The sequence below is a fragment of the Nonlabens sp. genome (assembly GCF_039941875.1).
GTDB lineage: Bacteria > Bacteroidota > Bacteroidia > Flavobacteriales > Flavobacteriaceae > Nonlabens.
The window spans coordinates 142,846-155,488 of the sequence record NZ_JBDVDQ010000009.1 but is presented as its reverse complement, the minus strand read 5'-3'; the positions used below and the strand labels follow the sequence as shown (position 1 = coordinate 155,488).

The 12,643-nt window shown below is 34.9% G+C and carries 13 protein-coding genes; 9 read left to right on the top strand and 4 right to left on the bottom strand.

What is annotated here, in order from left to right; translation table 11 throughout:
• Positions 1 to 84 precede the first annotated feature (84 nt).
• The 5 genes from ABJF08_RS05970 to ABJF08_RS05950 all read left to right on the top strand — a co-directional run bounded on the left by ABJF08_RS05970 (position 85) and on the right by ABJF08_RS05950 (position 5,616).
• A complete protein-coding gene (locus tag ABJF08_RS05970) occupies positions 85 to 771 on the top strand; it encodes a DUF6089 family protein (RefSeq protein ID WP_348115167.1) in 687 nt (228 codons plus the stop codon).
• 2 nt (positions 772 to 773) lie between these two features.
• Positions 774 to 1,508 (top strand): isoprenyl transferase, encoded by a 735-nt coding sequence (locus ABJF08_RS05965; protein WP_348115166.1) that lies wholly within the window; start codon positions 774 to 776, stop codon positions 1,506 to 1,508.
• Between the two features lies 1 nt (position 1,509).
• Positions 1,510 to 4,089: an outer membrane protein assembly factor BamA gene (bamA, locus tag ABJF08_RS05960; RefSeq protein WP_348115165.1), complete on the top strand. Its 2,580-nt coding sequence runs from the start codon at positions 1,510 to 1,512 to the stop codon at positions 4,087 to 4,089.
• Positions 4,090 to 4,123: 34 nt separating this feature from the next.
• Entirely contained in the window at positions 4,124 to 5,017 is an 894-nt protein-coding gene (locus ABJF08_RS05955; RefSeq protein ID WP_348115164.1) for an OmpH family outer membrane protein, read from the top strand.
• Between the two features lie 74 nt (positions 5,018 to 5,091).
• Positions 5,092 to 5,616, top strand: a complete 525-nt coding sequence (locus ABJF08_RS05950) for an OmpH family outer membrane protein (protein WP_348115163.1) — start codon at positions 5,092 to 5,094, stop codon at positions 5,614 to 5,616.
• Between the two features lie 155 nt (positions 5,617 to 5,771).
• On the opposite strand, the gene ABJF08_RS05945 is transcribed toward ABJF08_RS05950, so the two are convergent.
• Together ABJF08_RS05945 and ABJF08_RS05940 are read right to left on the bottom strand one after the other, a co-directional pair.
• Complete coding sequence (locus ABJF08_RS05945; protein ID WP_104514383.1) at positions 5,772 to 5,966, bottom strand: cold shock domain-containing protein; 195 nt, start codon at positions 5,964 to 5,966, stop codon at positions 5,772 to 5,774.
• A gap of 70 nt (positions 5,967 to 6,036) precedes the next feature.
• Positions 6,037 to 6,540 carry an RNA methyltransferase gene (locus ABJF08_RS05940; RefSeq protein ID WP_348115162.1) on the bottom strand — a complete coding sequence of 168 codons (504 nt, stop codon included), beginning with the start codon at positions 6,538 to 6,540 and terminating at the stop codon, positions 6,037 to 6,039.
• Between the two features lie 175 nt (positions 6,541 to 6,715).
• Here ABJF08_RS05940 and ABJF08_RS05935 point away from each other — a divergent pair, with 175 nt between their 5' ends.
• Positions 6,716 to 8,170 carry an ATP-binding protein gene (locus ABJF08_RS05935; RefSeq protein WP_348115161.1) on the top strand — a complete coding sequence of 485 codons (1,455 nt, stop codon included), beginning with the start codon at positions 6,716 to 6,718 and terminating at the stop codon, positions 8,168 to 8,170.
• Between the two features lie 15 nt (positions 8,171 to 8,185).
• On the opposite strand, the gene ABJF08_RS05930 is transcribed toward ABJF08_RS05935, so the two are convergent.
• Both ABJF08_RS05930 and ABJF08_RS05925 read right to left on the bottom strand, forming a co-directional pair.
• On the bottom strand, positions 8,186 to 9,334 hold the full coding sequence (locus ABJF08_RS05930) for a HAMP domain-containing sensor histidine kinase (protein ID WP_104514385.1): 1,149 nt from the start codon (positions 9,332 to 9,334) through the stop codon (positions 8,186 to 8,188).
• Between the two features lie 54 nt (positions 9,335 to 9,388).
• On the bottom strand, positions 9,389 to 9,739 hold the full coding sequence (locus ABJF08_RS05925; protein WP_348115160.1) for a hypothetical protein: 351 nt from the start codon (positions 9,737 to 9,739) through the stop codon (positions 9,389 to 9,391).
• Between the two features lie 251 nt (positions 9,740 to 9,990).
• Here ABJF08_RS05925 and ABJF08_RS05920 point away from each other — a divergent pair, with 251 nt between their 5' ends.
• From ABJF08_RS05920 to ABJF08_RS05910, 3 genes are all read left to right on the top strand, one after another.
• Entirely contained in the window at positions 9,991 to 10,401 is a 411-nt protein-coding gene (locus ABJF08_RS05920; protein ID WP_348115159.1) for a BrxA/BrxB family bacilliredoxin, read from the top strand.
• Positions 10,402 to 10,791: 390 nt separating this feature from the next.
• Positions 10,792 to 11,535 carry a lysophospholipid acyltransferase family protein gene (locus ABJF08_RS05915; RefSeq protein ID WP_348115158.1) on the top strand — a complete coding sequence of 248 codons (744 nt, stop codon included), beginning with the start codon at positions 10,792 to 10,794 and terminating at the stop codon, positions 11,533 to 11,535.
• 75 nt (positions 11,536 to 11,610) lie between these two features.
• Positions 11,611 to 12,615, top strand: coding sequence for an acyl-ACP desaturase (locus ABJF08_RS05910; protein WP_348115157.1), 1,005 nt, complete (start codon positions 11,611 to 11,613; stop codon positions 12,613 to 12,615).
• Positions 12,616 to 12,643 lie beyond the last annotated feature (28 nt).

Sequence of the window (12,643 nt, the reverse complement as noted above, 5' to 3'; positions counted from 1 at the left end):
ACTAGTTCTGTATTACTAGAATCGAGCATGTAAACATCATGCTGGGTAAAGAGAATTGTTATATTTGCACGTTTTAAAAATTCCATGCGTTTAGTTTTTTTATTTATTGTTTTTTTTAGTTTCGCTTTCGCGAAAGCGCAAACCTATGAGTTAGGTATTTTTGCAGGAACCTCAAATGTTGTGGGTGATGTAGGGAGTACACAGTACATTCAGTTTAACGATATCGCGATAGGTGGTATATTTAAATGGAATCGTAGTCCGCGACATAGTTTTAGAGCTACCATAATATCTGCAAATATGGTAGGTGATGATAATGATAGCGACGATATTTCAAGAGATTTAAGAGGTTTAAACTATGATTACAATATGCTAGAAGCAAGTGTAGGTATAGAGTATACCTTCTGGGATTGGGAATTATATTCAGGTAGACCACAGTTTACACCCTACTTATATACTGGGCTTACTGCGTTTCATTATGAGTTGTTTGCACTAAATAACACAAATGAGTTGGAAGAATACGGTGAAACAACTGATATTGCGGTGCCTATTATTTTTGGAGTTAAGATGTCTCTTACTCCTAAATTAATACTCGCAGCAGAGGTAGGTGCTAGATATACTTTTACTGATAATCTGGATGGTAGTAATCCTGTGAGAAGTAAAGATTTTGACAATTTGAAATTTGGTAATTTAAATAACAACGACTGGTACGTGTTCAGTGGGATAACCCTTACTTACGCATTCGGTCGTAAACCTTGTTATTGTAACTTTTAAGTATGGCACAAGAACTACTCGATCGTACTAGAATCCCTAAGCATGTCGCTATTATCATGGATGGTAATGGTAGATGGGCAAAAAAACAAGGTTTAATGCGTGTGCGTGGACATGAAAAAGGCGCAAAAGCAGTTAGGCAGTCTGTAGAGGCGTGTGCAGAGTTAGGTGTGGAGCACTTAACGTTATATGCTTTTAGTACAGAGAACTGGAAAAGACCTAAGTTAGAAGTGGACACCTTAATGAGGTTGTTAGTTTCTAGTCTTAAAAAAGAGCTTCCTACTTTACAGAAGAATGATATTTCTCTTAAAGCTGTAGGTGTTCTAAGTCTTTTGCCGAAGTCTGCCCAAAAAGAGCTGGCTGAGGTTATTCAGGCGACTAAAGATAATAAAAGAATGAATTTAACTCTAGCCTTAAGTTATGGGTCTAGAGAAGAGTTGATATCAGTTATAAAAAATGTGGCCGGTCAGGTAAAGGAAGGTTCCTTAGAGATCAATCAAATAGATACAGACGTTATTAATAAACATCTATATACGAGTTATATGCCTGATGTAGATTTATTAATACGTACCAGTGGAGAACAACGTATTAGTAATTTCCTTTTATGGCAAATTGCTTATGCAGAATTATATTTTACAGAAGTGCTTTGGCCAGATTTCAGAAGAGAACATCTGTTAGAAGCAATACATAATTATCAAGATAGAGAAAGAAGGTTTGGTAAAACAAGTGAACAATTATAGAATGATAAAAAAGTTAGCAAACTCGCTACTACTGGTAACATGTTTACTATTAAGTGCAGCTACATACGCTCAAGAGAAAAGAGGAGACCTAGCTATAGGTGATGCCACCAAATATAAAATAGGTGAAATTACTGTTACAGGAAGCCAGACTTATAATGAGAATACAGTAATCGCTTTTACAGGGCTACGTAAAGGTGAAGAGGTTTTCGTACCAGGTGAACGTATAAGTCAGGTAGTAAAGAAAATGTGGGATCTAAAACTATTTAGTGACATAAGAATTTTTGCTACAGATATAATAGGAGATCCAGAAGATGATGTGATGGATACTATTAATTTAGAAATTAATATAATCGAGGTGCCTAACCTTAACGAGGTAACTATAGAAGGATTGCGCAAAGGTCAGACTAAAGATCTTAGAGAAGAATTAAAGTTAACCAAAGGACGTAAAGCTACTGAAAACCTTATTACAACTACCAGATCTTTTATAGAAGATAAATATAAAAAGAAAGGTTTTTTGTATGCAGATGCTAAGGTGAAAACTCGTACTCTAGTGGATACCACAGGCAAGAATAGAGTCGATATGAAAATAGATATCGATAAAGGTAAGAAGGTTAAAATAGCAGAGATAAATTTTGAAGGCAATTCCATGCTTACCGATAAGGAACTGCGTGGTGCAATGTCTAACACCAAAAAGAAGAATTTTATAAGACTTCTAAAAAGGTCTAAATATATTGAGGACGATTTTCAGACTGATTTACTTGCTGTTGTAGATAAATACAAAGAAAGTGGTTATCGTGATGCTCGTGTTATATCTGACACCTTAACTAAGGTAGATGAAAAAACCATCTCTCTAGACATTAAAGTAGAAGAGGGAACAAAGTATTATTTTGGAGATATTAAGTTTATAGGTAATACTGCTTTTTCTGATGAGCAATTAAAGAGGTTACTGAAGATAGAAAAAGGAGATGTTTATAATGGTGTTGCTTTTGATGAGCGAATTAGTAATCCGCAAGATCCAGATTCTGACGATTTAACTAATTTATATCAAAACAGCGGTTATTTGTTCTCTAGCGTAAACGCAGTGGAGACACGAGTTCAAAATGATACGATTGATTTTGAAATTAGAATAGTAGAAGGTAAAGAAGCTTATTTTAATAACATAAGTGTAAGTGGTAATACAAGAACAAATGATCATGTTATCTATAGAGCGATAAGAACATCTCCAGGAGAGAAGTATTCTCGTCAAAAGATTATTAATTCTATTCGTGAATTAGGTCAGTTAGGTTTCTTTGATGCTCAACAGATAAATCCACAATTGAATAATGTTAATCAAGAGGATGGTACCGTAGATGTGGATTATGAACTAGTAGAATCAGGTGCAAGTCAGATAGAGTTGCAAGGTGGTTACGGAGGTGGAGGTTTTGTTGGAACCTTAGGTTTGAGTTTTAGTAATTTCTCATTACGTAATTTATTTAATGGTGATGCATATCAACCAGTTCCAATGGGTGATGGCCAGACCTTAGCTATAAGAGCACAGGCAAGTACTATTTTTAGAACTTATAGTTTAAATTTCACAGAACCATGGTTGGGTGGAAAAAAACCAGTTTCTTTTAATGTTTCTTTTTCACACAGTGAGCAATTTAATGTGAGTTCTCTAGATTTTAGTGAGGTAGATAGAAGTCAAAGATTCTTAATTACTGGAGGTACGGTAGGTATTGCTAAGAGATTAGAATGGCCTGATCAATACTTTCAGTTCTCACAGGCTATCTCATTTCAACATTATAACTTAAAAAACTATCAGACTAGTTTGTTTAACTTCCCTAATGGATTTTCAAATAACCTCGCATATACGGTAGGTTTGAGTAGAAATAATGTGGGTGTAAATCCTATTTTCCCTACTTATGGATCTTCATTTTCGCTTACTGCAAAAATGACTTTACCTTACTCCGTATGGAATGGAGTTGATTATGCAAATTTAGAGGACGATCCAGAATTCCAAACTAACGGAATCGCAGATCAAGGAAAAATAGATCAAGAAAAATTTAAGTTTTTAGAATATTATAAAATTAAATTTGATGGAACTTGGTATACACAACTATACGAGAAATTAATTTTACAGACTAAAACTGAATTCGGTTTCTTAGGAGCGTATAATAATGATCGTGGTCTAGTTCCATTTGAAAGATTCTTTGTAGGTGGTGATGGTTTAGGTTCATTCTCTTTAGACGGTCGTGATATTATTAGAATGCGTGGGTATGATAATAGTGCGTTAACAAATAGTACTGATGGAGATACAGTTTATAACAAATTTTCAATGGAATTACGTTACCCAATTTCTTTGGAGCAAGCAGCATCTATCTATGTACTGACTTTTGCTGAAGCAGCTGGGTCTTATCAAGACTTTAGGGCTTATAACCCTTTTGATGTACAGCGCTCCGCTGGTGCAGGATTACGTATATTTATGCCAGCATTTGGTTTATTAGGTGTTGATTTTGGTTATGGATTTGATAGTGTTCCTACGGTGGCAAGTGATGAACCTAGTGGCTGGAATGTTCACTTTATAATCGGACAACAGTTTTAAATATGGCATGATTATTTCTTTAAACAACTAGCTTATGAGAACTAAGATTTTAATTATTGGAGTAGTAGCTTTTTTTAGTTTCACTTTTGCGAAAGCACAAAGAGGAGCAAGAATAGCCTACATAGACATGGAATATATTTTAGAAAGTGTTCCAGAATATCAAGAAGCATCAAAACAACTTGAGCAAAAAATGCAAAGATGGAAAGGTGAGATTGATCAAATGTCTAACGAGATTTCTCAAATGAAAGCCTCTCTTCAAAACGAAAAGGTTTTACTTACTAAAGAGCTTATTGAAGAAAAGGAAGAAGACATATCTTTAAGAGAACAAGATCTAGCTGATTATCAACAAAAACGATTTGGTCCACAAGGTGATTTTCTATTGCAAAGACAACAATTGATACAGCCTATACAAGATCAAGTTTTTAATGAGGTGCAAAAGATAGGTAAACAGAAGAAGTACGATATGTTAATCGATAGTTCTGAAGCAGCATTGTTATATAGTGCAGACCGTCATGATGTTAGTGATTTAGTGTTAAAAGCTATTGGTAGAACTGGTAAAAGAAAAGAGGCACAAGAAAAACAAGATGCAAGAAACAATCCTGTACAAGATGACGAGCCTTACTTATCTGTTGTAGAGGCAGAAGAAAAAGAGAAAAAAGAACAAGCAAAAGAGGACAAAAAAGAAGCGGTTCAAAAAGCTATTTCAGAGCGTGACGCAATCCGTAATGAACAAAGAAGAGTTCGTGACTCTGCAAAAGCGGCAAAAGCAGCTGCGTACAAAGCTAGAAGAGATAAGCTTATGGCAGACCGCAAACGCAGAAAAGATAGTGTTCTCGCGGTAAGGGCAGAGGCTAAAGCAAAGAAACAAGCTGAGATAGACGCTAGAAACGCAGAGAAAAATAAGAACACACCACCTGGTGGTGAATAATATAGGAACTCCTTATATTTGCAGCCGCCTCACTAGGCTGATAGAATTAAAAATTGATAACAATTAATAAAGAAATGAAACAAGTAAAAACACTAATAGCAGTAATCGCATTCATATTTGCAGGTATTAATTTAGGTCATGCACAAGATGCACAACCTACTAAAGTATGTCACGTAGCTTCTCAATCATTAGTAGAGTCGTTACCTAGTGCTATCGCTGCAGATAAGCAATTAAGAAACCTTGCAAAAACTTATGAGACTAAGTTAACTGCAATGGATAAGGAATTGAAAACCAAATATCAAAATGCGCAAGAAGCTGCACCTCAAAGAACTCAAGAAGAAAACGAAAGAATTCTTGCAGAGCTTGCAGAAGGTCAGAAAAAATTAGAAGAGTATTACCAAAATTCTCAAACTGCAATGGGTCAAAAAAGAACTGACTTATTAAAACCGCTTTATAAGCAAGTAAGAGAAGCAATATTTACTGTTGCTAGAAGAAAAGGATTTGATTACGTTCTTGATTCAACTACAGGAACTGGTATCATCATGGCAGACGGTTATGATCTTACTAATGATGTAAAGGCAGAATTAGGTATTAAGTAATACTTTACTTTAAACACATTTTAAAAAGCCGTTGTAGTCATACAGCGGCTTTTTTATGGGCTGCAATTAACAACACCCATACTCTTTATTATATAAAAAAAATCCCAACTCATTTAATGAGTTGGGATTTTGATTTTTTTCTATAGAATGAAAAATTAATCGACTAGTCTTACATTAACTGCGTTCATTCCCTTTTTTCCTTCTTTCTCTTCATACTCTACGTGATCACCTTCTCTTATCTCGTCGATAGTTCCTGTAACGTGTACAAAGCATTCTTGGTTAGTTCCTTCTTCAATGATGAATCCAAATCCTTTTGATTCATTAAAAAATTTTACGGTTCCTTGTTTCATGGTTTATTTTAATAATAGTTTAGATCATAAAAGTAAAAACTTTCATGGTTTTAAAATTAAAAATGTAAAATTATTTTAGGTCTATAGGTGACTCTTTAGGAACGCCATTGATGTAGACATGATTTCCTTTCACGCTTCTATCATACATAATAATACTTCCTGCAACTGCCACGTTTAGGCTTTTAGGAGTATTAAATTTCACTACATGATGTGATTTTGTGATGGCCTCGTTAGTTAACCCATGGTCTTCTGCACCCAATAAATAGACACAATTACGTGGGTGTTTAAAATTTTCTAATACCACAGCGCTGTCGGTTAACTCTATTCCCACCACCATTGCGCCTTTAGGTAAATGATTATAAAAATCTTCAAATGTTTTATAATGAAAATAAGGGATAGCACCTACAGCGTTGTGAGTGTCACAGGCTTGTTTTGCATAGCGTTTACCTATGGTGTAAATGAAATTTGCTCCTAGATTTTGTGCCGTACGCCATAAAACACCTAGATTTTCTGGTGTCTTACCATGCATGATTCCTATTCCGTAATATCCTTGCTCTAGATTATCTATTTTCATGATGCAAATCTATTAATTTAAGTGATTATATGCAGTCTGTCCTCGCACAGAGTTTTATGGTCTCTTTATAGATGGATGTTGTATTCGCTTTCGCGAAAGCGGAATTAAAACCTCATTCATTCATAAGATTTAATATTTTTTTACAACTGGCTCGGTTATTGTTATTTTTACCTTAATGAAATTGTATAAAAATAGCCTTAGAAATCGCATCTTCTTCTCTATGATGGTGCTAACTATTATTGCAAGTGTTTTGATTGCTGGTATGTCTATATATCAATTTCAGGAGCAGGCAAAGGATTATCATGAAAAGCGATTGTTACGTAAGGAACAGGCTATTAAGGAACACATTGCGTTTATTCTAGATGAAACTACTTATGAGGTGGTGACTCGTAATTTACCTTATATTTTTAAAGAAGATATTTATGATTTGAGTGCTGTACACGGTATGCCTATTTATGTGTATGATTTAAACGGAGTTTTACTTAAAAGCTCAAAGGCACAATTCATTAGTGACAGTTTACACAATCAAATATCGTCAGGTATTATTAAAAGACTTAAAAATGCCGAAGATGATCGTTACGTAGAGCAATTTGAAGTAGACGGCGAGAGTTATCGATCTAGTTATACCTACTTAACAGATAATAAATTTAAGAATATTGCTATCCTTAACTTACCCTATATAGAGAATGATGATTTTATGAATCATGAACTAGAGGAATTTCTTAAGAGACTGGCATTAGTTTATGCACTTATGTTCGGCTTTTCTATAGTACTGGCATATTTTCTTTCTAGATATATAACTAGATCCATTAGAAATATATCTGATAACCTGAAAGAGTTGGATATTTCAAAACGCAACCGTAAGCTAGAAATAGATTACAAAGGGACTGAAGAAATAAATACTCTAGTAGAGTCTTATAATAAAATGGTGGATGAGCTAGAAGAAAGCGCGGTAAAACTGGCTACCAGTGAGCGAGAACAAGCGTGGCGAGAAATGGCAAAACAAGTCGCACATGAGATTAAGAATCCGTTGACACCTATGCGACTTACGGTGCAAAGTTTTCAGAGAAGATTTGATCCAGAAGATCCAGATGCTAAAGAAAAATTAAATGAATATTCTAATTCTATAATTGAGCAAATAGACGTTATGAGTAATATAGCTAGTGCGTTTTCTACCTATGCAACCATGCCTGCTCAAAAAAATGAGGAGACAGATGTATGCATGGTTACCCAACTAGCGCTGGATATATTTAATGAATCTAATATTAATTATACAGAAGATACGGATTCTCTAATGGCAGTTTTTGATAGAACTCAGTTAATACGTGTAGTTACTAATCTTGTGAAAAATGCGATACAAGCTGTTGATAAGGATAGAGAAAACCTCATAGAGGTCTCCATTACTCACGATGATCTAAGAATTTATCTAGAAGTTAAAGATAATGGTACTGGCGTGCATCCAGATAATGAGAAGAAAATATTTGAGCCTAAATTCACAACTAAAAATAGTGGTATGGGGTTAGGTCTCGCTATGGTAAAACAAATCGTAGAAAACTTTAATGGAAAGATAGAGATGAATACAGTCTTTGGAAAAGGGACCACTTTTACAGTAACGCTACCTAGAAGTTAAAATATTTAATTTTTATTAGATCTTGTTCAAAGTAATTTCAAAGGTAGTTCCTAGGTCTTTTTTACTATCGGCTACTCTTATTTTACCGTTATGATAGTCTTTGATAATACGCTTAGCAAGTGATAATCCCAGACCCCAACCTCTTTTTTTAGTAGTAAAACCAGGTGTGAATATTTGATTCCATTGCTGTTTTGGAATTCCTTTACCAGTATCTTTTATTTTAATGAATACGTTGTACACGTCTGCCTTGAGGTACACAGATATATTTCCTTTTCCCTTCATAGCATCGATACCATTTTTAATCAAATTTTCTATCACCCATTCAAAAAGAGGCTCGTTTAATTTAACCTGTATAGGTTGATCTGGTAAGTCTATGTCAAATTTTATAAGCTTTGAAGACCTGTTTGCTATATACTCTACGGCTTGTTTAGTTTGCTGGACGATGTCCACTTCGGTAAGAGTAGGGATAGAGCCTATTTTAGAAAAACGATCTGTAATCATTTTTAAACGGTTTATATCTTTTTCCATCTCATCTATGTAAGATGGATCTACGTCTGTATCTCTTAAAATAGTAGTCCAGCCTACTAGAGAGGAAAGAGGTGTGCCTATTTGGTGCGCACTTTCTTTGGCCATACCAGCCCAAAGTTTGTTTTGCTCACTTGCTTTACTAGAACGGTAGAAGAACCATATAACCGAGAAGAATAGAAGCATTATAATTACCAGAGCCATTGGGTAGTACTTAATCTTTGTAATTACATCGCTATTACCGTAATAAATCGTACTAAAAGGCTCTCCTTCAAACTCAGTGACTATGGGGTCATTTTCTTGTTTAAAAACCTCGATTAGTCTTTTAAGTTCTTCTGTATCGCGCTCTGCTTTTTCTGGTAAATTACGGGCACTCATCTCACCTTTATAATTAACCACTATCATAGGTACTGATGTAGTGTTACCCATTACAGTAAAACCTAAATCACCTAAATCTGCATTAAGAGACTGATTTTGAAGATCTGTTGCTGCGATACCAAACTCGCGTATATTCTTACGTTCATTCTCTTTTAATTGCTGGAAAAAATCAAAAGTATTCCATAGAATTAGTGAGGTGATAATGACTGCGACTACAATCATGATCCATCGATAGATGTCTTTATTAGAAGTAAAATTCATGTAAGAATTAGATGTTTTATAGAGGTAATAACGTGCGTTTACTTGTTTTATTGATCAATCGCGTTTAACAATTAAGTAGTGATCATCGTCCATAGGTAGATAGCCCTGGTCGTATACAAAGTAATAGACGGTACCTTTTTTAGTAGTGTAGATACTAGTGAAAAAATTAAAATCAAACCCTCCAGCAAGCATTCTATTTCTAGTCACCTTGGTCTTGTCTGTAGGGTTAAGCTCCTGTAATATCCTATGGTTTTTGCGCAATCTATTATTGATATTGCGCATTAAGGCGTTGCTATCTCTATTAAGTTTATTATTAGCCACATTACGACAGTAATCGCTGCAGTAAATCTTATCAGCTCTGCCGCGCACTTCTTCCTTACATTCAGGACATTTTTTTCTAGCCATAATTACCTTACTATCTATTTTTTAAAGATACTAAACATTTGTAAACGGTTAGGAATGAAATTAGAACAGAAACAGGTCTTTATTAAAAGTTTACTGATGTGAGTAAAATAAATAGGTAATGATTGTTTTTTATAAATTCACTCACCAACTCACTCAACTATACATAAAAGCATTCTTATAATAAACTTAAATGATAGGATTGCTATTTTATAAAGAGCTAGAAGTCTTTACCTTTGTAAAAAATTAATAATATGTACCCAGCAGAATTAGTTCAGCCGATGCGTGACGATTTAGGTAACGCAGGATTTGAACACTTATATACAAAAAACGACGTAAAAGAAGCACTAAGTAAAGAAGGTACAACACTTGTTGTTGTAAACTCTGTATGTGGTTGTGCGGCTGCAAATGCACGTCCAGGAGCAAAAATGTCTCTAGATAACTCAAAAAAGCCTGATCACATCGTGACAGTTTTTGCAGGAGTAGATCGTGATGCAGTAGATGCAGCAAGAGCAGCTATGATTCCTTTTCCACCTAGTTCTCCATCTATGGCGTTGTTCAAAAATGGTGAGTTAGTTCACATGTTAGAGCGTCATCACATAGAAGGAAGACCAGCTGAAATGATCGCTGAAAACCTTAAAGAGGCTTATAACGAGAACTGCTAGTCGGTCTTAGTTTAAAATTTTTAAAAGTGCTTTTGTGAAAACAAAAGCACTTTTTTTATTTAAGATGTATCACTAGATGTTTTAAGTATTTAAATAACAAGCAAGGTCATCTTTAAATTCACAAGTAAAATAAATCCCATTTGTTCTTGTGTTATAATTTTAAAAATTTGATTTTCCTAACTCCTAACTCCTAACTCCTAACTCCTAACTCCTAACTCCTAACTCCTAACTCCTAACTCCTAACTCCTAACTCCTAACTCCTAACTCCTAACTCCTAACTCCTAACTCCTAACTCCTAACTCCTAACTCCTAACTCAAAAATACTATGCACGCATATCGATTTAAGCAGTTCTCGTTTTTTGATGTACATTAACAAATTATCTTTGCAGCATGCAAAAAATCATCTCATATCCATTAACAGTAATTCACTTCATACTGTTCTTCTTGTTTCTGGTTATTTTCCATCCTATACAGCTTATTTGCTATAAATTAGGCGGCTATAATGCACATCGCAAGAGTGTGTACATACTTAACTGGTTCTTAATGCAGTCTCAGTTACCGTTGTTCAATACCTTTAGTATCAATTATAAAAGTAAATTACCTGTAGGTCCATCATACGTATTTGTATGTAATCACCAGAGTATGTTTGATATACCGCCTTTAATTTATTATCTTAGGGATTATCATGCAAAATTTATTGCAAAAAAAGAGCTGGCCAAAGGTATTCCTAGCATCTCACTTAATTTAAGAATAGGAGAGAACTGCGCCATAGATCGTAAAGATCGCAAACAGGCCATAACAGCACTAGTTAAATTTGCGAAAAACGTACATGAAAAAAAACGTAGCGTAGTGATTTTTGCTGAAGGAACTCGCAGTAGAACAGGAGTGCCTAAACCATTTCAAACTAACGGTTTAAAGACTATTTTTAAATATGTCCCAGACGCTGTTATCGTACCAGTTACAATTAATAACAGTTGGAAAGTAGATCGTTATGGAAAATTCCCTTATGGTTTAGGGAATAAAATAGCACTAACCATCCATAATCCTATTCCTATTCAAGGTAGGAATATGGACGAGGTAATCCTAGAAACACAAGAAATTGTGCATAATGGCGTTACTTCTACAGCGGTATAGAGCTAGATAACATTTTCGCTTTTGCGAAAGCGGAACAAATTCAAAACGACTACCTTTACATAATAAGCCATACTTATGAGCAAGCCCCTTAAAAATATACGCATCGAGGTGATGCAATCGCTAGAGAGTAAAGTTGAATCTTTTATGGATCAATTTTTAATACCGGTTGAAAAAATCTGGCAACCTACAGATTTCTTACCCAACTCTCAAGAAGATTCTTTCTTAGAAGAAGTAAAAGAGCTAAGAGAGTTAGCAAAAGAATTACCTTACGACTTTTGGGTAGCCCTAGTGGGAGACACCATTACAGAAGAAGCGCTACCTACGTATGAGTCTTGGTTAATGGATGTAGAAGGTATTAATCAAGTAGAAGGTAAAGGAAACGCTTGGTCTAAATGGGTGCGTCAGTGGACAGGTGAAGAAAACCGTCATGGAGATGTGCTTAATAAGTATTTATATCTATCTGGTCGTGTAGATATGCGTCAGGTAGAAATTACTACACATCATTTAATAACTGATGGTTTTGATATAGGAACGGATCGCGACCCTTATAAGAACTTTATTTATACTAGTTTTCAAGAGCTAGCAACTTACATCTCACATAATCGTGTTGCAAAACTTGCACGTGGTTATGGTAATGTAGCCTTATCAAAAATGTGTCGTATCATTTCAGGAGATGAAATGCGTCACCATAAAGCTTACAGTACTTTTGTTTCAGAGATATTTAAAGTAGATGCTAGTAACATGATGGTAGCTTTTAAAGAAATGATGGTGCATAAAATTGTAATGCCTGCTATGTTTTTGAGAGAGTCAGGACAGTCTATAGGTGCTGCATTTGAAGACTTTTCTAACAGTGCACAACGTATAGGTGTTTATACAGCACAAGATTATATAGATATCATGCAAAAACTCATCGATCAATGGGATATCGCAAACATGACACATCTTACAGAAGAAGCAGAAAAAGCACGTGATTACTTAATGAAATTACCTGCTCGTATGGAGCGTATTTCACAACGTGTTAAAATACCGACAGAGTCTGCTAAGTTTAGTTGGGTAAACCCTGCTATAGTAGGAGGATAGATTTCTATCTTAATTTTTCTAACAGATT

Excerpts from the sequence above, each read along its gene's own strand:
- ABJF08_RS05915 (WP_348115158.1), top strand. The coding sequence starts at position 10,792 with ATGCAAAAAATCATCTCATATCCATTAACAGTAATTCACTTCATACTG.
- ABJF08_RS05950 (WP_348115163.1), top strand. The coding sequence starts at position 5,092 with ATGAAACAAGTAAAAACACTAATAGCAGTAATCGCATTCATATTTGCA.
- bamA (WP_348115165.1), top strand. The coding sequence starts at position 1,510 with ATGATAAAAAAGTTAGCAAACTCGCTACTACTGGTAACATGTTTACTA.
- ABJF08_RS05920 (WP_348115159.1), top strand. The coding sequence starts at position 9,991 with ATGTACCCAGCAGAATTAGTTCAGCCGATGCGTGACGATTTAGGTAAC.
- ABJF08_RS05925 (WP_348115160.1), bottom strand. The coding sequence starts at position 9,739 with ATGGCTAGAAAAAAATGTCCTGAATGTAAGGAAGAAGTGCGCGGCAGA.
- ABJF08_RS05970 (WP_348115167.1), top strand. The coding sequence starts at position 85 with ATGCGTTTAGTTTTTTTATTTATTGTTTTTTTTAGTTTCGCTTTCGCG.
- ABJF08_RS05910 (WP_348115157.1), top strand. The coding sequence starts at position 11,611 with ATGAGCAAGCCCCTTAAAAATATACGCATCGAGGTGATGCAATCGCTA.
- ABJF08_RS05935 (WP_348115161.1), top strand. The coding sequence starts at position 6,716 with ATGAAATTGTATAAAAATAGCCTTAGAAATCGCATCTTCTTCTCTATG.
- ABJF08_RS05965 (WP_348115166.1), top strand. The coding sequence starts at position 774 with ATGGCACAAGAACTACTCGATCGTACTAGAATCCCTAAGCATGTCGCT.
- ABJF08_RS05930 (WP_104514385.1), bottom strand. The coding sequence starts at position 9,334 with ATGAATTTTACTTCTAATAAAGACATCTATCGATGGATCATGATTGTA.
- ABJF08_RS05955 (WP_348115164.1), top strand. The coding sequence starts at position 4,124 with ATGAGAACTAAGATTTTAATTATTGGAGTAGTAGCTTTTTTTAGTTTC.
- ABJF08_RS05945 (WP_104514383.1), bottom strand. The coding sequence starts at position 5,966 with ATGAAACAAGGAACCGTAAAATTTTTTAATGAATCAAAAGGATTTGGA.
- ABJF08_RS05940 (WP_348115162.1), bottom strand. The coding sequence starts at position 6,540 with ATGAAAATAGATAATCTAGAGCAAGGATATTACGGAATAGGAATCATG.